19 protein-coding genes are annotated in these 22590 nt (G+C 35.1%); 14 read left to right on the top strand and 5 right to left on the bottom strand.

Annotated elements, in window-relative coordinates; translation table 11 throughout:
- Positions 1-39: 39 nt before the first annotated feature.
- From IC221_RS23730 to IC221_RS23720, 3 genes are all read right to left on the bottom strand, one after another.
- Positions 40-783 carry an acyl-[acyl-carrier-protein] thioesterase gene (locus IC221_RS23730; RefSeq protein WP_188171328.1) on the bottom strand — a complete coding sequence of 248 codons (744 nt, stop codon included), beginning with the start codon at positions 781-783 and terminating at the stop codon, positions 40-42.
- Positions 776-1675, bottom strand: a complete 900-nt coding sequence (locus IC221_RS23725; RefSeq protein ID WP_188171327.1) for an aldose 1-epimerase family protein — start codon at positions 1673-1675, stop codon at positions 776-778. The genes IC221_RS23730 and IC221_RS23725 overlap by 8 nt, the downstream gene beginning before the upstream one ends.
- A gap of 247 nt (positions 1676-1922) precedes the next feature.
- Positions 1923-2276 (bottom strand): helix-turn-helix domain-containing protein, encoded by a 354-nt coding sequence (locus tag IC221_RS23720; protein WP_188171326.1) that lies wholly within the window; start codon positions 2274-2276, stop codon positions 1923-1925.
- A 120-nt stretch (positions 2277-2396) separates the two neighbouring features.
- Here IC221_RS23720 and IC221_RS23715 point away from each other — a divergent pair, with 120 nt between their 5' ends.
- The 3 genes from IC221_RS23715 to IC221_RS23705 all read left to right on the top strand — a co-directional run bounded on the left by IC221_RS23715 (position 2397) and on the right by IC221_RS23705 (position 4417).
- On the top strand, positions 2397-3260 hold the full coding sequence (locus IC221_RS23715; RefSeq protein ID WP_223241469.1) for a type 1 glutamine amidotransferase domain-containing protein: 864 nt from the start codon (positions 2397-2399) through the stop codon (positions 3258-3260).
- Between the two features lie 31 nt (positions 3261-3291).
- Positions 3292-3897: a hypothetical protein gene (locus IC221_RS23710; RefSeq protein ID WP_188171325.1), complete on the top strand. Its 606-nt coding sequence runs from the start codon at positions 3292-3294 to the stop codon at positions 3895-3897.
- A gap of 133 nt (positions 3898-4030) precedes the next feature.
- The gene (locus tag IC221_RS23705) at positions 4031-4417 is read left to right on the top strand and encodes a hypothetical protein (RefSeq protein WP_044200941.1); all 387 of its coding nucleotides are present in this window, start codon (positions 4031-4033) and stop codon (positions 4415-4417) included.
- 118 nt (positions 4418-4535) lie between these two features.
- Here IC221_RS23705 and IC221_RS23700 read toward each other — a convergent pair whose 3' ends face one another.
- The gene (locus IC221_RS23700) at positions 4536-5918 is read right to left on the bottom strand and encodes a S41 family peptidase (RefSeq protein ID WP_188171324.1); all 1383 of its coding nucleotides are present in this window, start codon (positions 5916-5918) and stop codon (positions 4536-4538) included.
- Positions 5919-6116: 198 nt separating this feature from the next.
- Between IC221_RS23700 and infC the strand changes: the two genes are divergently transcribed.
- From infC to IC221_RS23665, 7 genes are all read left to right on the top strand, one after another.
- A complete protein-coding gene (gene infC, locus IC221_RS23695) occupies positions 6117-6635 on the top strand; it encodes a translation initiation factor IF-3 (protein ID WP_044200944.1) in 519 nt (172 codons plus the stop codon).
- A 197-nt stretch (positions 6636-6832) separates the two neighbouring features.
- Complete coding sequence (rpmI, locus tag IC221_RS23690) at positions 6833-7027, top strand: 50S ribosomal protein L35 (RefSeq protein ID WP_044200946.1); 195 nt, start codon at positions 6833-6835, stop codon at positions 7025-7027.
- A 66-nt stretch (positions 7028-7093) separates the two neighbouring features.
- Positions 7094-7441 carry a 50S ribosomal protein L20 gene (gene rplT / locus IC221_RS23685; protein WP_044200948.1) on the top strand — a complete coding sequence of 116 codons (348 nt, stop codon included), beginning with the start codon at positions 7094-7096 and terminating at the stop codon, positions 7439-7441.
- 207 nt (positions 7442-7648) lie between these two features.
- Positions 7649-9592: a ribosomal protection-like ABC-F family protein gene (gene abc-f, locus IC221_RS23680; RefSeq protein ID WP_188171323.1), complete on the top strand. Its 1944-nt coding sequence runs from the start codon at positions 7649-7651 to the stop codon at positions 9590-9592.
- 6 nt (positions 9593-9598) lie between these two features.
- Positions 9599-10525 carry an alpha/beta fold hydrolase gene (locus tag IC221_RS23675; RefSeq protein ID WP_188171322.1) on the top strand — a complete coding sequence of 309 codons (927 nt, stop codon included), beginning with the start codon at positions 9599-9601 and terminating at the stop codon, positions 10523-10525.
- 172 nt (positions 10526-10697) lie between these two features.
- Entirely contained in the window at positions 10698-11984 is a 1287-nt protein-coding gene (locus tag IC221_RS23670) for a glycerol acyltransferase (RefSeq protein WP_188171321.1), read from the top strand.
- Between the two features lie 90 nt (positions 11985-12074).
- A complete protein-coding gene (locus IC221_RS23665) occupies positions 12075-12671 on the top strand; it encodes a hypothetical protein (protein ID WP_188171320.1) in 597 nt (198 codons plus the stop codon).
- A gap of 97 nt (positions 12672-12768) precedes the next feature.
- Here IC221_RS23665 and IC221_RS23660 read toward each other — a convergent pair whose 3' ends face one another.
- Positions 12769-13659 carry a 3-hydroxyacyl-CoA dehydrogenase family protein gene (locus IC221_RS23660; protein WP_188171319.1) on the bottom strand — a complete coding sequence of 297 codons (891 nt, stop codon included), beginning with the start codon at positions 13657-13659 and terminating at the stop codon, positions 12769-12771.
- A gap of 280 nt (positions 13660-13939) precedes the next feature.
- Between IC221_RS23660 and IC221_RS23655 the strand changes: the two genes are divergently transcribed.
- From IC221_RS23655 to IC221_RS23640, 4 genes are all read left to right on the top strand, one after another.
- A complete protein-coding gene (locus IC221_RS23655) occupies positions 13940-15496 on the top strand; it encodes a hypothetical protein (RefSeq protein WP_188171318.1) in 1557 nt (518 codons plus the stop codon).
- 137 nt (positions 15497-15633) lie between these two features.
- Positions 15634-17745, top strand: a complete 2112-nt coding sequence (locus IC221_RS23650; RefSeq protein ID WP_188171317.1) for an OmpA family protein — start codon at positions 15634-15636, stop codon at positions 17743-17745.
- Between the two features lie 17 nt (positions 17746-17762).
- Positions 17763-20099, top strand: a complete 2337-nt coding sequence (locus tag IC221_RS23645; protein WP_188171316.1) for a hypothetical protein — start codon at positions 17763-17765, stop codon at positions 20097-20099.
- Positions 20099-22411, top strand: a complete 2313-nt coding sequence (locus tag IC221_RS23640) for a caspase family protein (RefSeq protein ID WP_188171315.1) — start codon at positions 20099-20101, stop codon at positions 22409-22411. Before IC221_RS23645 ends, IC221_RS23640 begins: the two co-directional genes overlap by 1 nt.
- Positions 22412-22590 lie beyond the last annotated feature (179 nt).

The following is a 22590-nucleotide window of genomic DNA, read 5'->3' as shown; positions in this document are numbered from 1 at the left end:
AACATCCCATCAAAGACATAATCTGTGATGGGATATTCATTATTTCCAAACCGAATGAATAATACACGCCGGTTTATTTTCTTTCATTATTGCTGAAATCACCTTGATGTCTCCATCATCAATCACCTCGTGTATGATTTTTACTTTTTCACTCAAAACAACTTCAGCGATGTAATTAATTTCTACCGCTTTCAGTATTTTCTTTTGTGTGATATCAGTCGTCAGGCTATCTAACATCCATTCGAAATAACGGATATTGTTGACATGGTTCACCGGATCCAAATCACTGTAAGATGCTTCTCTTTCCGAGGAAAAATCAACTTTTTCCACTCCTTTCAATTTCTTTGGAGGGCCGGAAGTCGTGAGGTCACCTCTAACATGTACACAATCCTCAAATTCATGAATAGTGGTCGGGCGTCTTTTTTTCAAATCCAACCCAAACCAATTTGAAGAACCTTGAATCATCAATCTCCCTTCTTGATCAAGAATTTTAAAATTCCTTTGTGAAGAAAATTTTTGAATGTCAAATACCCAAGTTTCTATATTCAGTTGGTCAGTCCATTTGGGCCAATGAAAAACTTCATATTTATACGTTCCTAGCACCCATGCTTTACCGACTTTCATCATCTCCCTTAATCCAAATTGCTTTGCGTTGGAATGATTACCGGCAGCTTCTTGGAATAGTTCTGAAATAGCTGTAGGCTTTAGGGTATAATTAGGGCCAATTTGGTACGATTTCACTACCTGTTCCTCGTACCAAATCCCCTCAATTTCTTTATTCATCTTTATCAATGATTTCTACAGAGAAGGTACAACTGAATGTCTCTTCTTTTTGAAGTTTTTGATTCGCATACTTCTCTTTGAAGTTATGATTTTCGTCTCTCAAATCTGCAACTCCATACCATGGTTCAATACACACAAAATTGGCTCTTTTACCTACTGGAGTCCAAATACCCAATAAAGGCCAATCTTTAATGGCTACTCTTAACTTTCTTGAATCATCATGACGACAAACAATATCTAGTGATTCTGAATTGAAATGATCAAAAATGATAGCATCATCTTTAAAAGTATCATATTTCAAATCCAAAGATTGTGCACCGTTCAATGCGTCTTCCTGAATGGCACCACTTCTCAATCCATTGTCCAATAATAATCGTTGGAACTTTTCTTTATCTGAAAACTCGATAGTATAATCTTCAAAAGAAGTATTCTTAATAAAATCGGTATTGAAGCCAGGATGTGCACCCACTGAAAAATAGATTTCTTCTGTATCTAAATTATCTACTTGGTATGTAATGGAAAGCTTATTTCTTTTGATCTCATAGATAGTTCTGAATACAAACTTATAAGGAAACTTTGTCATGGTGTCATGATCAAAACGCAATTCAAAAATGCAGCTTAATTCATCTTGTGTGACCAATTTGTGCTCCATGTCTCTTGCGAATCCATGTTGAGGAAGTTTGTATTTCACATCGTCCACCTCATAGAAACCATCTTCTACTTGCCCAACAATTGGGAATAAAACTGGTGCATGTCTTCCCCAGACCTCTTTATCTGCTTGCCATAGGTATTCATGCTGATGTTGTTTATGATAAATGGAATGTAATTCCGCTCCGTTCTTTGATATTTGTACTTGTAGTATAGCATTTTCTAAAGTGACGATCTTGCTCATATGTATTTCTATTTTGATGGGTATTTTAATAAAAAAATTCAAGCATTTAGTGCAATGCTGAAGCAAAATAATAAAAATTATAGGAAGAAAAAGTGATCATTACTGATTTTATAAATCTTAGTTTTTAGATACAATTTTTGATGATTCAGAATCAATATTTTAATGAATTACACCTCTAAATATTAATGAGACAAATCTCTATTCATTGTACCATTATTGATCATCAAATCACCTGAGGAAACACCTTTTATTTTTTCTTATGATCAATTCCTTCCATTGCCATCAATTCCAACCCATAGTTACGGATATGTTCAATAATGGGGATGGCAGACATTCCTTTTTCTGTGATAGAATATTCTACTTTGGGTGGAACAACTGGATAGACTTTTCGATTTACAAACCCTTCTGCTTCCAGTTGTCTTAGCTGAGTGGTAAGCATTTTATCTGTAATATGTGGTATATCCTTTTTTAATTCCCCAAATCGGAAAACTCTTTCCTTTAATCTCCAAAGAATTGGCATTTTCCAAGTACCACCTATTCTATCCATGGCAAACTCCACGGGGTTATAGTAAACTTTATTATTGTATATGAAATCAGGCATAATGATAATTTTTATCCATACTTTCCTAAAAGTTAGTACCTCTCTATTGAGTAAGTATATTGCTAAAGGTAAGTATAAAAAATAACTTTGTAATAGTAATTCACTTAAACACTATTCAAAATGAAAATCATCTCATCTCTCTCATTATTACTAATGCTTTTAACACTTAACATTGGTTATGCTCAATCCTTTCAAAACCTAAAAAACGAAGATGTAATGGAATCAAAAATCAAAGAAATCAATCACTATGTACATGCTCACGGAATGCCTTTCAAAGGTAAAATATTAATGGTAGCAAGCAGTCCTACTGTCTCTACACAAACTGGATGGCCCATTGGCTTTTGGGCTGCCGAATTAACCCACCCTCTACATGTTTTTCAAGAAGCGGGCTATGAAGTTGAATTAGTATCCACTGAAGGTGGAAAAGTAGTCATGGATGGTTATTCTAACCCTACTGATGAAAGTGGTTATTCTGCTCATGATGTGATCTCATTGGGTTATATGCAAACCGACTGGTTCAATCAAATGCTAGAAAATACAAAAAAATTGACTGAAATAAACCCTGATACTTACGATGCAATTTTCTTAGTCGGCGGTCAAGGTCCAATGTACACCTTCAAAGGAAATACTGCTTTAGAACAGCTATTTGCCAACTTTTATGAAGCAGGAAAACCAAGTGCTGCTGTTTGTCATTCTGTAACGTTATTACTGGAAGCCAAAAAATCGAATGGAAAACTAATTGTAGATGGTAAAACATGGACAGGCTTCGCGAATGCTGAAGAAGAATATGCTGACAAAGCTGTAGGGCAAAAAATTCAACCTTACTGGATTGAAGAAGAAGCTCGAAAATTACCAAATACACACTTCAAAGTGGCTACACCTTTTAGTTCTTATGCAATTGAAGACGGCAACTTAATTACAGGACAACAGCAGAACTCTGGTACAGCTGCTGCAAGATTAGTTATTGAGCAATTATCTCACTAATTCTACTCTTTCAAAATAGATTTTCTCCATCATGAAGTTCTTATTTTTCATCCTATTCAGTTTGTTTAGCTATGCGGCTTTGGGGCAAAGCTTTGAAGTTATGACAGGTCATCAACGTATTTTTATTGATGCTCAATATCTCAAATTCTTTGAAAACAAGAATAGATTTTCTCTTTTCTCAAGAGCTAGGGCAACAGCTGAATATGATGAAAATAAAACTGACCTATTTACAGGGGCGTATCTAAATTACACTACAAAATCAGGCTTTGGAGGGACGGTCTTAGGACGTATTTCTACCAATAGTGCCGGTATTGATGCAGGTATTCACTATTTTAAAGCATCACAAAAGTGGGTAATTTATGCCCTCCCTTCCATCAATATCAACAGAGAACTCCTGTATAGCTGGTTCTCAATCGTTCGGTTCACACCTGATTTAAACGAAAAATGGAAATTGTATACAAGCCTAGAACTGTTTTCTGCCTTTTCAGCAATTGGGCACCTCAGTAGTGTCCAGCGGTTTAGGATAGGTTTAGATAGAAAAGGGAATCAGTTCGGGTTTGCAATTAATGGTAATGAAAGTAGATTCACTTACGCTGATATCAATCTTGGAGTATTTCTCAGAAAAGAATTTAAATAGAAAGTTTCACACGCTATCCTAATACAATAAAACGGGGTCTCAGACTTTTAAAACAATAAAAATTAATAAAGACAACTTCCCAAAATTTAATGCGTTGTATAGAATAAAATTATTAAACAAAACCTTCAGAAAGATGACCATTAGTTTGCTACAATACATTTCTGATGTGAAAAATGAAATACAATTTTGGGAAAATGAAATTAATTTCTACCTCAATGAGATCAAGTTATTGCACATTAGATTAGACAGTTTATTGGAACGAGATATTAATGACTATCAAGAAAATAAACTACGAAACTTTAAAACTTTAAATTCAAACCTTAATTCAAATGCTCTAGAAATTATTCAAGAAATAGAGGAATTTGACAATTCATTAATCGGGAAAGATAACGATAAAGAAATGAATGAGGAAACATTTGAAAAATACCATTATTTCAAAGAAAAATTAGACAATCTTACCAACGATTACATGGAGTTTAAGGATGAGTTATTAAGGTTTACAATATCAACTTTTGCCTAAAGGATCTTTAGGTTATTTATTATTAAAAGATACAATTTCATCTTGCTATTAATTAAGGAGATGAAAAAAGGGCTTCTGAAATTATGTTATCAGAAGCCCTTCCTTTTTATATAGAGTCCTATTTCTTAAACTCCATTATGGTATTGAATTGCTCTTCTTTAGGTTCTGCGATCTTAAATGCTTTATTCTTATATTCCAAATTTGTTGCATTCATTCTAGCACTACTAATAGGCTGTAGATCGTAAGCTCCATTTTGGATTTTATAAAGTGCTTGATATAACATAGGTTCGTTTATATCTCCCCAATCATACATCATATTGTCTTCCACTTCAAAATCTACTGGAATACCATCAAAATAATTTCCTTCTCCATTGGCATTCAAAATTCTTAATGAAATGATAGAGTATATATAAGCATCATTTTGTTCATTGGTAAATGCATAACTACCTACCGGCTTACCGTATGTGTTTTGTCCTAATAATTGCACATCCATGTAAGGCTTTAAACTATTGATCACCAATTCTGAAGACGATGCTGTCCCTCCTTCTCCAAAAATAAAAATTCTGCTCAAGTTCAAGTTAGATTCCAATAGTTCTACTTCTTGGCTCAAATTACTGTCTTCTTGAAGTGAATTATGTTGGTATTTAAAAAGCTCCTTTCCATTAGCCGAACTTGGAAGAACAAAACCTGCAATTTGACCTGCAATATTTACTCTACCACCACCATTATATCTAAGATCAAGGATCAATTCAGAAACTCCAGCACTTTTAAATTCAGCAAAAGCATTCGCTAACGCTTCCTCTGCAGTTTCAATGAAAGACTTAAACACCAAGTGTCCAACTTTTTTACCGTTTGGTAATTCGATGACTTCTGAAAGTAAAACTGGCTTTACAATAAGCTCTTCTTTAGCAATTGTAATGGTCGTATCTCTTTCTGGACTTACTTCTACTTTTTGCCCGTTGATGTATTTTGTCACCGAAGGGACTGTAATTTCAAAAGTATTTTCTACTCCTTTCAAATTCTCACCCAATAAATTGCTGATTTCCTCTGAAGTGACATCACTTACAGCTTGACCATTTATTTTATTGATACGAGTACCTCTTGTCAAGCCTGCTTCAAAAGCATTGGAGCCAGGATAAGAAAAACGGATGAACAAATCATCAGCAGAAGCATAATATAAATAAATACCATGCACTCCTTCATTTCCATCTGTCAGTTGACCTGAACTGTAATAGGCTTCATACTCTGCTCTGTCTTGTATTAAGCTCCACTTATCTTGTGAGTTTCTCAAAGATACAAGCATCTCATCTTGAGAACTATAATTATCAATATTGATTGTTGGAAGTTCATCATTCCATAAATACCATTCCTTCATTAAGCCCTCTAGAAAAGCCATATCCGAGATTGGCTTAGAGCCAACAGGATCAGATGTTTTTTCACACCCGAAGAGAGCAATAATAATTGATAGCAGGATTGTTTTTTTCATTAAATTGGTCAACATATTCTGTTAATGTTTGTGTGTTTATACAAAAAATAGATGTTTTCTAACTTTTCTATTAATTTTTATAACATAGAAGTAATAAAGTTGTTACCTTAGCATCGAGAAAAAAAATTCTCTTTTAATTGATAACGGTTATCAGTGTAAAGTTACACTAATTAACCTAATTTTTGATAAAATTTTAACATAATTACGACCTAGATGGCAAAAGACTCGCACAGAACAAACCACCAAATCAGAGTCAAAGAAGTACGATTAGTGGGTGACAATGTAGAAAATGGAGTATACTCAAGAGACGAGGCATTCCGTAAAGCAGAGAGCTTAGGATTAGACTTAGTAGAGATCTCTCCGAACGCTAAACCCCCAGTTTGTAAAATCATAGATTACTCGAAGTTCAAATACGAACAAAAGAAGCGTGAAAAAGAACTAAAAGCTAAAGCTTCTAAAACTGTAGTAAAAGAAATTCGTTTTGGTCCTAACACCGACAAACACGATTTAGACTTCAAAACAAAGCACGCCATCAAATTCCTTGGTGAAGGGAATAAGGTGAAGGCTTATGTTCACTTCCATGGCCGTACTATTATCTATAAAGATAGAGGAAAGCAATTATTGAAAGACTTTGCAGAGAATATCAAAGAACATGGAAAAGTAGAAGGCGGTATGCGCGTAGAAGGTAGAAGAATGATCATGTTCATCTCTCCAAATGTTCCTAAAAAGTAAATATAAGTTATTGAAGTATTGAACTTACAATAATTATTTATACATTTGCATGCTTGAATTTATTCAGGCATGCATTTTTTATGTTTTTTCATAGAAAATGCAACTGAGATACCGAGGCGATTGGCTGCCGTAGGTAATCAGAAATTAAATAAATGTTTCACCTTTAGGGTTCAGGCTCTAAATAACTGAAAGGTAAAATGCCAAAGGTTAAAACAAAATCTGGAGCGAAAAAACGTTTCAAGTTGTCAGGTACTGGCAAAATCAGAAGAAAGCACGCTTATAAGTCTCACATCTTAACGAAAAAGACTACTAAGCAAAAGCGTAACCTAACTTTAATGGGTGAGGTAGACAAGGCTGATACAGTAAACGTGAAGAAAATGCTTTGGTTATAATACCAAGCAGTCACATTTATCAAATCAACCAAATTGTATTACAAAACTTATTAAAATTAGAAAAAAATGCCTAGATCGGTCAACCACGTCGCGTCTCGCGCTAGAAGAAAGAACATCTTAAAATTCTCTAAAGGATATTACGGTGCTCGTAAAAACGTTTGGACAGTAGCAAAAAATGCCGTTGAAAAGGGATGGAGCTACGCTTACGTTGGTCGTAAACAAAAGAAAAGAAACTTCCGTGCATTATGGATCCAACGTATCAACGCTGCGACTCGTATGTATGGTGATATGTCTTACTCTGTATTCATGGGTAAAGTGAACAAATCAGGTGTTGAATTGAACCGTAAAGTTCTTGCAGACCTTGCTATGAACCACCCTGAAGCATTCAAAGCAGTAATCGAGAAAGTAAAATAATTTACTTCTTGTAAGACTTAAGAAGACCTATAGCCGTCAGTGTTATAGGTCTTTTTTTTATATTGCATAAAAGTTTATTGAGTGATTCTATAAAAGACTCAATTTCAATAAATAGTATTTTTTCAACCATTTAGATTCATAAACTTCGGAAGGAAAAGGTAAAAAATACCCTTCTTCTGAATCTTTATAAAATACCACAGTATTAATATGTTATCGATAAGTAATGTTTCCTTCTATTTCGGAAGTCGTACAATGTATAAAAATGCCTCATTGACTGTTTACCCCAAAAACAGAATAGGTATAGTTGGGCATAATGGTGCGGGTAAAACAACGCTGCTGAAACTTATTAATGGTGATTTCGCTCCTGATGAAGGTCAAATCTCAATGCCTAAGGAATGTACAATTGGTTTCCTTAATCAAGACCTTTTGTCTTATCAAACAGAAGAGTCTATTCTTCATGTGGCGATGGAAGCTTTCGGTCCTGTTTTGAAAATTCAGGAGCAGATTGATGAAATTCTTCATGAAATGGAAACCGATTATAAAGAAGAATTAGTTGAAAAATTAGCGAGCCTCCAAGAGAAGTTTGAATCGATGGAAGGTTACACCATAAAATCTAAAGCGGAGACAATTCTTGCCGGATTAGGTTTTAAGGATGAGGAAATGGAACAGCCTCTTTACAGTTTTTCTGGTGGGTGGAGAATGAGAGTAATGTTAGGTAAATTACTATTGATGAAACCTGATGTTCTAATGCTTGATGAGCCTACCAACCACCTTGACCTCCCTTCTATTCAATGGATTGAAAACTATCTTTCTACGTATGAAGGTGCTGTATTGATCGTTTCCCATGATAGAGAATTCTTGGATAGAGCCATCAATCAAACGGTAGAAGTTTCTTCAGGTAGATTGACTTCTTATCCAGGCAACTATTCATACTATCTTGAAGCAAAGAAAGAAAGAGCTGAACTTCAGAAAAACGCTTACGAAAATCAGCAACAAAAAATAAAAGAGACAGAACGCTTTATTGAGCGATTCAGATCAAAGGCAACAAAAGCCAAGCAAGTACAGTCCAGAGTAAAAATGCTGGATAAAATGGACATGATTGAGGACGTTAGAGATGACAATCCGGAAATCAATATGGACTTCAAATTCACACAGCAACCTGGAAAAGTGATCAGTGAGATCAAAGACTTTGATAAAGCGTACGGCAATAAAGTCATTTTTAAAGGAGCTGACTTGACACTGATGAGAGGTGACAAAATTGCATTAATCGGCGCCAATGGTAAAGGTAAATCTACTTTATTACGTTTGATCAGTGGTCGTGAAGGGGCTGACAGAGGTGAAAGAAAAGGTGGTCATAACGTGATTACTGCTTTCTACGCTCAGCATCAATTGGAAGACCTGAATGTAGATAATGAAATCCTTGATGAATTAAAACAAGCAGGTTCTGAAAAGACAGAACAAGAATTGAGAAGTGTTCTAGGCTGTTTCTTATTTGGAGGTGATGAAATTTTCAAAAGAATCAAAGTCCTTTCAGGTGGAGAGAAATCAAGAGTAGCATTAGCAAAAACGTTGATTTCAGAAGCCAACTTCTTAATGCTTGACGAACCGACCAACCACTTGGATATTCCTTCTGTAAACATCCTTATCCAAGCTTTACAACAATATTTGGGTACTTACTTAGTGGTATCCCATGATAGACACTTTATCTCTAGAGTAGCCAATAAGATCTGGTACATCGAAAATGGCAAACTGAAAGAATACCCGGGCACTTATGCAGAATGGGTGGACTGGAAAAAGAAAATGGAGGAAGAGAATGCTTTATTGGCTCAATTGGATGAGGAAGATCAGCCAAAAGAGAAGAAAAGCAAGAAGAAAAAAATGTCTAATAATGAGCTGAAGGAATGGCAGAAACGCTTTAAGAAAGCCAAGCAGGAAATGGAAAAGGCAGAAGAAAAAGTGATGGAGCTTGAAGAAAAGAAAGAAGAAATAGAATCTTCTTTAGCAGATCCTGAAGTTTTCGGAAATCCTGATAAATTAGCAGAAGTGAATGCTACTTACGCTCAAGTGAAGGAGGATTTAGAAGAAGTAACGGAGACTTGGGAAGAGTGGATCATGGAAGTGGACGAATTAGAAGAAATCAAGCCAGACTAATACCCAATGAATCCTTACGATGTAGGTTATTATGAAACCGAAGACGGTCATTCTATATATTTTGAACAAAGTGGGCATCCTATGGGGATGCCTGTTTTGTATTTGCACGGAGGTCCCGGTGCTGGGTTAGACACTGACTATCATTTACTACTCCCTTCTTTACAGAATATTAGACTTATCGGCATAGATCAAAGAGGTGCAGGAAAAAGCAAGCCCTTAGGAAGTCTTAAAAACAATAGTATTGAATTTTTAGTCAAAGACATTGAACAAATCAGGCAACATCTGCATATTTCTTCATGGTATATTTTTGGAGGAAGCTGGGGCTCAACTTTAGCATTAGCTTATTCCTATTTTCACCCTCAGCAAGTCAGAGGACTGAACTTATGGGGCATTTTTTTTTGCAATCAACAAGAGATCAATTGGCTGTATAAAGACACCGCTCCTGTTATGTATTCCGACATCTTTTCCAAGCTGTTTGATAATTCCCCTACCCATTCTCCTCAAGCATTGTTTTCTGATTTTGAAAAAAAACTCAAAGTACCAGAACTTGTCAAACAATATGCTACAAAATGGCTGTTATGGGAAGCATTTACCTCTGAACATCCTGATCCTGTTTTTGAAGATTTCAATCAATGGCAAGCCTCCTCTCAAGCCATTGCTTGTGCTAAAATTGAAAACCATTATTTCCTTAATGTCCCTTTGTTAATCAATGGACAAGAAGTAGAACACCTATTGGAAAATGTAGATTTTGATTTCCCTATCTATATCACTCATGGTAGAAATGACCTAGTAACCCCTGCTGCATCCGCACTGAAGCTCAAAAGTTTATTTCCGCATTCTGAAATCAATATCATCAAAAATAGCGGACACTCTTTGGAACATGACGATTTAAAGGAAAGTATTTTACATTTTGGTGAAATGCTTTTAGGATAAAGGTCTAATGAATCAAAACAGCTCCAATTATATATTTTGAATTACAACAAAACATTACTCAAAATCAGAATAAGTGAATGATTATTTCTGTATTATTTTTTAATTAATTGGATGAAAAGCTTTAAATTTGTTCACTACTAGTCCAATTGATTGACCTTTAATAATTCAAAAAATGACCACTCAACAAACTGATCTTCAAAATATAAAAAATGACATTTTGGATAATAGCACCAAAAACATGAATAAAACGTCAGTAAGTGAGGAGCTAATCATTGAATCAGCACCAAAGGAAATAAAGGATAACGCACATATTCTTGATGATTATTTTGATGCTGGCTATGCCTACAGTATCACTCAAGTTTTATTAAAGCATATTAATAGTGGCTATTTTAGAGTCAAGTTTGTTGGTTTTGATACTATTCCAGAGCGAAATAATCCTGATCATCCATTAATATACGCCAGCAATCATTCTGGTATGGCTTTCCCATGGGATGCGATTAGTTTTGTTTCGGGATTATTTGAGAAAAATAATTTTGAAATGAAGAACAGTGTAAGAGCTATCACCGCTCCTGCATTATCAAGAAGTCAATTCATGAACCCTTTTCTAATCAAAAACTTCTGGAAAAAACTAGGAGCTATTGATGCTACTTGGCTCAATTATGAAACGGCCATGCATTATAATGGCTCTAATATATTGGTTTACCCTGAAGGAGTACCTGGTATTGGAAAAGGATTTAATAATAAATATACCTTACAGCGTTTAGCCACCTCTACGCTGAGAATGAGTATTAAATATAAGACGGATATCATTCCATTTGCCACTGTCAATGGAGAGTTTATCAACCCTTTCAGCTATAGTGTTTCATTGTTGAATGATTTCGTGCAAAAGCTCGGTATTCCGTTTCTGCCTATTGGATTTATGACAACATTAATCCCTATTCAACCTTGGCTATTTTATTTTGCTTTCCCTGCCAACCTTACGTTTGTTAGAGGAAAAAGAATTAAGCCTTATGAAATGCTTGGCAATAGGAATATTGAGGATATATCTGAAGAGGAAATTTTACAACTGAGTGAGACAATACATGATCAAATGCAAGTGGAGCTACAAAAAGCTGTAGATCTCTATGGACAAAAGCCCTATGATTTATGGGATCTCTTGGAAGTTAGTGTTAAGAATATGGGTAGAACATTTAAATTCTTCCCTGCCCTTTGGCCTATCCTTTTCAATAAACATAAAGACGATTTTGTTAAAACTAGAGAAAAGGCGGCCTTGAATAATGGAGGAGTTTATCCTCAGAAAACTGAAGAACAGTTAGAGGTTGTTCAACCCGTAGTTGATCATGATAAAGACATAGAAATCACCGTAGAAACAGTGGTAGACACGTTGTTAGACAACCCTGGAATTGTACTTTTCTACACTCCAATTGCAGGATTATTACATCTCTTTTCTTCGAAGTAAAAAAACTTAAATAAGAATAAAACAGCATTTGGAATATGATTTCAAGTGCTGTTTTTGTTTATTTATGCTTAGAAATGAAATCTCAATAGAATGAATAAAAAAACAGTTCAAATACTTTTAGGTGTTTTAGTAGTACTTTTAATAGGTGGTGGAGCCTACTTTTATTTTCAAAGCGATACACCTGAAATGACCTTTATTAAGATAAAAAGATCAATTGATAACAAGGACTTACAAACATTCAACGAATGTGTTGACGTTGATCAAGTAGTCAATAGTGTAATCGATCAATATATAGCATACATGACCACAAAAAATAATGGAGAATTGGATATTGCAACGGGATTGATTGCCTTTATGCGTCCCTCTATTATTGAGATGGTAAAACAAGAAATTAGAAACAGTATTGAGCAAGGGAAGATTGAAATCCCAACGGAAATGAGCATCAGTGCTGAAGTTTTAGGTCTAATGACTATTGCAAACGGAGACGGTGCCAATTTTAAAGGAACGAAAGATAGAAAGATCTCAGAAAATCAAGCTGAAATTACTTTTGTTCTTCAACTTGATGGGGCAACCGAAACGAATGATGTACACGTAAAGTTTAGAAAAACACCTACCGGATGGCAAATTTACGATGTTCTAAATCTTGGACCGCTTGCTGATACCTACGTAAAGACGCAGCATCAATAATTCAAAAAATTAAATAAAGATGGGGATTGATGATTGAACATTAATCCCCATTTTTTTATCTTAAGACTGATGTATTTGATAGGGTTTGAACACCTTTTTATTCAAAACGTGCACTAACCACCAATTCTTTGTTATTGCCTTTGACCCAATCATAAAATCCTTCTCCCGATTTTACACCTAAGATTCCGGCTTCTACCATATTCACCAACAAAGGAGATGGAGCATATTTATCATCACCTAGCCCATCTTGTAAAACCCTCATAATGGATAAGCAAACATCCAGTCCGATAAAATCCGCTAATTGAAGTGGTCCCATAGGGTGTGCCATTCCCAATTTCATGATGGTATCAATTTCAGCAACACCTGCTACTCCATTTTGCAACGAGATAATTGCCTCATTAATCATTGGCATTAAAATTCTATTCGCTACAAAACCTGCATAATCATTAGCAGGAACCGGTACTTTATGGATCTTCTTAGAAACCTCAATCACTTGATCTGTCACCTCTTTTGAAGTTAAATAGCCATTGATTACTTCTACCAACTTCATCATCGGTACAGGGTTCATAAAATGCATACCGATGACCTTCTCAGGTCTTTGTGTGACGGCTCCAATTTTTGTGATGGAAATAGAAGATGTGTTGGAAGCTAAAATTGCGGAAGGCTTCGTGAGACGATCTAAATCTCTAAAAATTTGAAGCTTAATCTCAACATTTTCTGTAGCCGCTTCTACTACTAAATCAGCATCAGCAACACCCTCCTCTAATGAAGTAAAAGTGGTGAGGTTATTCAACGTTTGTGTTTTTACCTCTTCTGTGATCTTTTCCTTTTTGATTAAGCGATCTAAGTTCTTTGAAATAGTGGCAATCGCTTTGTCTAGTGCCTGTTCGTTGATGTCAACAAGTGAAACATCATACCCATTTTGGGCAAAAACATGGGCTATTCCGTTACCCATCGTTCCCGAACCGATTACTGAAATCTTGTTCATCAATTATTACTGTGTTTATTTATGTGTGTTGTCGCGTAGGAGATCATTACATTCCATAAAAGAACGATCAAACCTTACCTACTCTTTATTGGTAAAATAGCATCTAATAAAATGAAAATTTATTCATTTATAAAAGTGCTCAACAAATAAAAAGAAAACAATAATAAATATCCAGTTCTTTCATAGAATAACATTATAAATTATTATATGATATTGCGTTTTCATATATTTACAATTAGATTTTTTTACTGTTCATAACTTCAATATACAATCATCCTATATGCAAACATCCAAAAAGCTGTTACATGTTACGTTGTGTGTATTATTACCTCTACTTAGTTTTGCTTTCTCGCCCTTAAAAAAAGGAGACCCAACATGGATTAGAAGAGAATACAGAGAGGCTTATTTCCCAAAAGACAAATTTTTAGTTGGATTTCAAGTCGCTGAGAATACAACAGTAGAACTCAAGGAAGAAAACCTGAAAAACTTAAAACAGTTAGCACAAAATGAGCTTGCAGAAAGTGTATCTGTTCGAATTGAAAGTGTGAGTAAACTAGATATTGGTTCCGCAAGTGGAGCATCCTACGAAAACTTCAAACAAAATAGCACTTCTTTTTCTAATGTAAGTCTTTCAGGAGTCAAAGTGGAAACATATTATGATGAAAAGAAATTAATTCTGTATGTTTTTGCATATGTCAATATCAAAGAATTACTTCAAAGTAACAGAACTAGAGTAGCGACTTACATCGAAAAAATTAAAAGCACTAAACAGCAAGCCGAGAACAATATAGGCGCAGGAAATTCAGCCTTAGCAAAAAAAGCATTAAGACGTGTTTTACCTACATTCCGTGAAATTGAAGAATTGTATTCTGTTTCCATCACGTTAGGTGATAAAGTTGGATTAGATTATGAGGAGTTTTTACTGCTAGAAACAGAGGTTTCCCAGCTAATGGCTCGATTGAACAATAGAGAAATTGCATCTGTTAATGAGTTGGCAAATGAAATCTCATCAACGCTTTCAGATCAAATCAAAGTTTCTAATCAAGGTTTATTATTAGAAAACTTTACGTTTGAAGACACTAAGATGGGTAGTAAATTTTCAAGAAAACTCAATCAACTTCTTGAATTGTCATTGAGTGCTGAAGGAATGTTTAAAGTAACAAACACTGAAAGCCCCTCTAACAAATATGTGATTACGGGTACGATTTGGGAAAATGAAGGCCAACTTTCAGTCATCTCAATTTTAAGAGATATTGCCACCAAAAGTATTATTGGTAGTTCTGAAAGTAAAATCAGTATTGAAGCTTTAAATAATCTCTCCTACAAGCCTCAAAACCTACAGCAGGCCATGATGGTACAACAACAATTCTCCAGTGATGTTATTGAGAATAGTGGTTTATCATTAGAGGTCATCACCAATAAAGGAAATAACAGCCCCATCTTCGCTATGGGAGACATAATGTCATTATACGTAAAAGCTAACCGCCCTTGTAAAGTAAGGTTTATTTATCACATGGCAGATGGAACAAAAGTATTGCTATTGGACAACTATACCATTGGTCAACATCAAGTGAATCAAATGGTAAAAGTAAGCCAAGAGTTTCAATGTTATCCCCCTTTTGGAATTGAAACGCTTCAAGCATTTGCAAAAACAGGCGGAAACTTTGAACCTCTAAATACTACAAACCAACAAGGTTACGTTTTTATTAGTGATGATATTGAAACAATCAATGCAAAAAATAGAAAAATAATTATTGAGAATAGTGAAATAGAGGGAGCCAATGAAGTGGCATTTGCGGAAAAAAGGGTATTAATCACCACCCTACCTGCAAATTAATTCAAATAAGGCTTATAGATGTCATTCTATTTTTAACATTATTAATAAATTTGCATGATTGCTATTTAGATTTCATGCTAAGTGCACAACTATTACAACAACTTCTTTAACGTCTAGTATCAATTATGATCGATTCTATGCCATTATATAAGTATATAAAAAGCTATACTAAAGTTATATGGTTATCGCTTACATTACTTTTAGGTCTGAGTACTTTTTCTTCAGCTCAAACTCAGAATAAAAAACAAATCAAATTGCCAGACAATGTTAGTTCTCCAATGTATAGAGAGTATGCTCCTTCTTTGAATGCGGAAGGTAATATACTGATATTTCAAGCGAATAGAGGAGAGAATAGACAATGGGGTATTTACGAAACAATTACTAAAGACGAAGGTAAAACTTGGTCTGACCCTATTGGGGTTGATAGTGTGAATAATTATGGTTCAGAAAATGATCTAATTGGTGGACCTTCCATCTCTTATGATGGTAATACATTATACTATTTCGCACACTTTGACGATGGTATTGGTGCTGAAGATATTTATTACTCAACAAGAATTGGTGATAAATGGAGTACCCCTAAAAATATTGGTGCACCGATCAACTCGAAACTTCATGAAAGTTTCCCATCAGTTACTGCCGACGGTCAACAGATGTACTTTATGAGAATGGACACCGCACAAACTGAAAATGGTTCCAATTGTTTTGAAATTATGGTATCTCACAAACAAAGTGATGGAAAATGGGGGGAACCAGAAGCGTTGCCAGCACCTATCAATATTGGTTGTGAAAAAGCACCAAGAATACTTTCAGACGGTAGAACGTTGATTTTTTCTTCTATTCGTGCAGGTGGTAAAGGTGATTATGATTTATGGATGAGTAAACTAGGCTTTAATGGCGAATGGTCAGAACCTATCAATATGCACTTTGTAAATACAAAAACTGCTGACCTTTATGCCTCAATTTCAGCATCTGGCGAAGACCTTTACTTCCTAAACAGAGGTGCTGTTGATCCAAAAGTATTAAAGAAATTCCCTGAAGAGAAAGGACAAGAAGACATTTTCACGGTCTATATTCCGGAGGAATTCAAGCAGTATAAAAACAAAACTATTCAAGGTAGAATATTCGATATTGCCAACAACACTCCAGTTCAAGCTTCATTTATTGTAAGAGACCGTTCGACAACGGAAAAACTCTTTGAATTACCTGTTGCCGAAGATGGGCAGTTTGCATTGGTATTGACAGAAGGTATTGATTACGAAATCACAGTCAATAAAGAAGGTTACTCCACAACGATTTTCTCTGAAAACTTAATGAGTTTAGATCATTATGCTAGGGAGGAAAAGGATTTTGGATTGTTTAGTACTGCAACGCTTAATTTAGAGGTTTTTGATGCAGATATCATGCATAAAATTCCAGCTGATATTAAAGTAAAAAGCCTTACTACACAGCAGTTCCTAAGTACTGTTTCTTTTAAACAGGAGAACAAAACCTATCAATTAGCATTACCTCTAAACGATAAGTATGAAGTAACAATTACGAAAGAAAACTTTAAACCTCAAGCCTTCCAATTTGACTTAACAGGATTTTTACTTTACCAGTCTTTTGAAAAATCAATTGAATTAGATCCTGTAAAAATCGAAATGGAATTCAATATTGAAGATGCTGTTACTGCAAAAGGTCTTCAAGCAATGATTATTCTTCATAACACTGATACAGACGAAAGAATTGCCATTGCAGCAGAAAAAGGTGAAGATGGTAAATATAAAGTAGAAGTAAGAGATGGGGCCAACTATCAAGTGGAGGTCAGAAGTCCAAGAGGTTACTCTTTCTTCTCTTCAAAATTAAAAGCTGGTTCTAAGAAGAATTTCGATGTAGCACTTACCGAATTAAAACCGAATACAAAGCTACCTCTAAAAGATATTCTGTTTGAATCCAATTCATCTGAAATTATTGAGAGTAGTTACCGAGAGTTAAAACGTTTGGTAAAACTGATGAAGGATAATCCAAATATTACAGTTGAATTGGCGGCACATACAGATGATGTAGGAAGTGATCGATACAACATGAAATTGTCTGAAAACAGAGCAAAAAGTGTTGCTATGTACGTGATGCAATTTGGTATTCCAAAGTCAAGACTTGTACCTAAAGGGTATGGTGAAACACAACCTGCAGTGGCCAATGATACTGAAGAAAATAAGGCCAAAAATAGAAGGGTTGAATTAATGGTTCTTTCTGTCAACAACTAAGATAATTAAAGTAAGTAATGAAGACTTTTAGCAAAAATATATCGAAAGAAATTTCTTTACTCTTGATGCTGTTCCTTCTTGGTTGGCATAGCGTTGTATTTGCTCAACAAAAAGTAGAAGAAGACGAAGCAACAAAAGCAGAAAGAGAGAAATATGAGGATTTAGATTATAAAAAGTTTTTTCCTCTATTCAAACCTACATTTGATTCAAGAATCAACGATTATACATTTCAAGACTTGAAAAAAGTCATGAAATATCAACCATTGGAGTTGAACCCTGTTTTTCAGGTTAGTGATTATTACTTCCAACGCATCAATGACTTTGATGTGCTCAAAGAGTACCAAGCCATTCATTCTACTTGTGATTCCGCACTTCGATACATTGAGTTGTTTGAGGCTCGATTAGACGAAAAAGAAGTAAAGAAAAAAGGGAAGCGTTATTATATGGAGTTTTTGAAATTCCCCGCTAATGACACCTTGATTGATGAAAAAGTGAATATGAACCATATTCATAATGAACTGAAGCGTAGAAAAGAAGTATTAGCAAAGCAAAAAGTAGAAGTAGACAGTATTTACCTCAATTTTAAAGCTAGTATTAATGAGTACTTGATTGCAAATGAGATTTTCAGAGAAGTTTGCGGCACTTACCCTACTATCAAAGAATTGTATATCATGGCGGAGTATGATTCTCTTTTTGAGAAAATGGCTCCAATGAAAACCCATTACAAAAAGAGTCTTTTCTATTTTGAGCTTTACAAAAAGGCATTAGAAGTACACCCTATGGAAGGATATACTACCACTTACAGTGTTCTTCCAATTGAGGATTACAGAATTCATGGACTTACAAGAACTAGCTTCTTAACAGATGATATTCGTTTGTGGGATTATTCAAAATGGCATGATGAAGTACTGCAATTTTACAAAGACGAAATCATCTCGATGCGCTCAATGGTGACAAGTTATGATGAAAAATTAGAGACATTGGTGCTACAAAAACAAAATACAGCAACACCAAGCGAAGAACGTTTCTATTTGGATCTTTATACAGTAGGTAAAATCAAAAAATATGACCCGAATGCCTACCCTGTCAATATTTACGAGTACAAAGAACAAAAAATCAACCTTTTAAATCAGATTGCTTATTCTAAGGTGATCAACTCAGGACTAAAAGGAGATTTAAAATACATCAGATCACAAGCCGACGTTTGGACAGAAAGTGAAAAGGCAAAAGACCGAATCAATAGCATTCCAACAGACAAAGAAAGTGTTGGATATAAAAAACACGCCAAGTATTTCGAATCAAAATACAATGACAACCTTCCTCTGTACATCTCAAATGAGAAGAAGTTTATCAATGAACAACAACAAAACGCGGAGAAATTATTGAAGGAAATTATTGTGAATTACTTCTCTTCTACCCTGGCAGATTCTGCAGATTTCGTAACTTATGAAAAAGACTCTATCAGTTTAGAACCTGTTCATGAAAGTAATGAGTTCTTAGTTAGAAGGATCAATACTTTGCATGTTCGTCCAAGTAGAGATGATCATAAGCTATTAATTGGTACGATAAAGGATGAGAAATCTTTAGAAGTCTTTGTGGCTGATTTAGACTCGGCTAATGAGATTTCTTGGGTAACAAGATATCCGTACAAAAAGGGAGAATACCAAGGATTGCCAACCATTGATATTCCATATATCAACTTAAAAGGTGGATCATTACACCTTATGGTAACTGTACAAGGAGTTAAAGTGGGAGAAAATCAGCTGACCTTGAATAATAAAGTTTTGATTTTTGAACAAAGGTCAGGCAAATTACTGAGAGAGATGTCTTTATTCAGCAATAAATACCCACGAGTGTTCCAGTATATGCAAGAGCAAAAAAGTTATTTGGTAGCTTACAAGGGCCGATCAAAAAACAATATTAATAACTATGACACTTTGAACATTCAAAACATCAAAGTGGACGGAGAAGTACTTTGGAACACCAACTTAATGATGCAAGGGATGGTCAATGAAATCATTGCTTTGCCTAATGAGTATTTAGTGGTTGCCAACATTAACAAGCTATCTAATTTAGATGGTTCAAGAGTATTGACGGGTACACAAAACAATTTTGGTTCATTCAATACAGGTATTCTTAAACTGGACTATTATGGAACACCTATTAATGGTACTGTTCTTAGTTCAAGTGAATCCTATCAAACTATTTTTGCCCTCACCGATTATGACAATACACTGAATCTTATTGGTGTGAAGGGAGATTATAGGAATTATCAAGACTATAGTAAAAGTGAGATAATGCTTATCACACTTAAAATAAACAATCTAAAAGTAGTTGAAAAGAACATTCAATAATGGAAAGTAAAATTAAATTTTATCATCTACTTCTACTTTTCTCTTTTTGTGTTTTTAACGCAAAAGCACAAACCGTTGAACAAGTATGGGAAAAGCACATGAAGAATGCTCGTGAATGGTACGAACTTGACGAGTTTGGAAATGCTTTACAAGATTATATTAAGGCAAAAGAAACGCTACCAACTGACTCTGTTGCCTATTTAGAAGGAGCTTTGGCCGCAGCCTATGCCAACGATAATGCTGCCTTTGAAAAATTGAAAAGTGAGTTTAATTCGGTATTCAAATACACCTCTCCTTCTTTTAATGAGTATTCTGAAGTTATGTTCCAAGCCTCATTAGGCAATGGCGAAAATGTTTCGGAAGAACAACTAAAGGAAGGTCTGAGAAATTATCCTCATAACGCTGAAGTGTATGGGGGGCCACTTCTCTCAATGTATTTTGAACAAAATAAAATTGAAGAAGCTACTAAATTATTGGAAGAATTAGTTCCGGTAGTTGAAAATGCTGAATTTCCATATACGTTAGGGGTTATTTATCAGCAAAATGATAAAATTGATGCTGCCTTAGAGATGTACAATAAGGCTTTGGAAAAAGATCCAAACCATTTAGATGCCAACTACAATATTGGTACTATTTATTATAACAAGGCAGTAGGTGAAATCAATAAGTTGAATCACTTGAGTTTAAAAGAATTTGAAAGCCAAAGTGCAGCTCTTAACCAAGAAGCACTTGATTTATTAAAGAAAGCGAAACCTTTTATAGACAAAGCGGCTTCAGGTGACAAACATGCCACAGACGCATTTGAATTCCTGCAAACTACATTAGTCCTCATTGATCATATTCAAAATATGATGGAGACCATGGCTTCTGTAAAAGCACAAGACAATAGTGTTGTTTCTTTTAATGATAACGTGAGTCCTCAAGCAAGAGAGTTAAATATGGGAACACCTACAGTTGGTGCCATCGTTTCAACTCCATCTATAGCAGCTACGACATCTCAACCAGAGAAAAGTAGTAACGAAAGAACTGTAGACATCGCCGAAACTCCTCAAAAAGAAGACGCCTCTGTTCCTACAACTACACCTTCAGTGGCCACTCCAACAACTCCTGTTGTACCTACCCCTGCTGTAGCTGTTGTGAAAGAAAAGAAACCGGCTGAAAAGCTTTTACCGGCTGAATTAGTGATGTCTGACTTGCAATTTGTGTATGATGGCGGTGTAACAACGCTTTCAAAAGGTGGATCTGGCAAAATAAAACTTCGTGTAGACAACTGGGGGAAAGGAACGTCTTTCTCTCCTACAGTTAAACTTTTAGCTTCGATGTCTGTTCCTGGACTAAACTTCGACAGATCTGTAAAGCTAAAGAATATTGAGCCAGGTGATGGAATGGATGTAGAAATTGAAGTAAGCTACGCAAAACCTAATGCCGTTTCAAGAGGATTTAAAGCGATTAAGGCTCCTCAGAACAAGTTTAGAGTGATGGTACAAGATTCTTTGAGAAATCGCTCTGACATGCAAGAATTCATGTTAAGCTTGGATCAATCAGGAGCTGATGATGCTGGTGCTGTTGTTGCTAAAACAGTACAAAAAGGTACCAACTACCTCATATTAATTGCTTGTAATAATTATACTAGCTGGACGCCATTAGCCAATGCGGTGAATGACGCGCAAAACTTCAAAAAAGTCTTATTAGAACATTATCATTATGATCAAGCCAATGTCTTTGAACTTTATAATGAACAAGTGAATAAGGCCGAAATCAATAAATTAGTGAGGGAATTGGCCACAAAAGTAGGTGAAGAAGACAAGGTGCTGATCTATTATTCCGGACATGGTTATTATGATGAATTTACTGAAGAAGGTTATTGGGTACCGGTAAATGCTGAGATGACACAAGATGATATGTCTCAATACTTACCCAATGGAACGATCTTGAAATATATCAAAGCATTAAAAACAAAACATACTTTACTGATTTCAGATGCATGTTTTTCAGGTTCAATGTTCGCGAGTACCTCTAGAGGTATGATGTATGCTGACCGAGTGGAATCCTTTAAATCACGATGGGGTTTATCTTCGGGTGGATTAACAGAAGTTTCTGATGGTAATGCAGGAGAACATAGCCCATTTAACCTTTATCTTACAAAATACCTTGTCAACAACCCTAATGAGAAATTGACAATCTCAAGCTTGGCACTTTACGTAAGACAATCTGTAATGAGTAACACCATGCAGGAACCTCAGGGAAAACCTTTAAAGAATGTTGGACATGAAGGCGGTGAATTTGTTTTCAACCTTAAAAACCCTCAATAGTCTAGTTTAGTTTTTCTAAACATCTTAAGAGCACCTCAGATCATCAAAAATGGTTTGAGGTGCTTTTTTGTATTTTTTTAATCACTGGTAAGGATTATCATTAAAAAAAGAATATTTTTTATGAATTTTGTTAGACTAATTCGAACAGACAAGAACTTCATCAAAATATTACTTTTCAC

The organism is Flammeovirga sp. EKP202 (assembly GCF_014534745.1).
In the GTDB taxonomy this organism is placed as follows: Bacteria; Bacteroidota; Bacteroidia; order Cytophagales; family Flammeovirgaceae; genus Flammeovirga.
The sequence above is the reverse complement of the archived record's forward strand: the minus strand, read 5'-3'. Positions and strand labels throughout refer to the sequence as shown.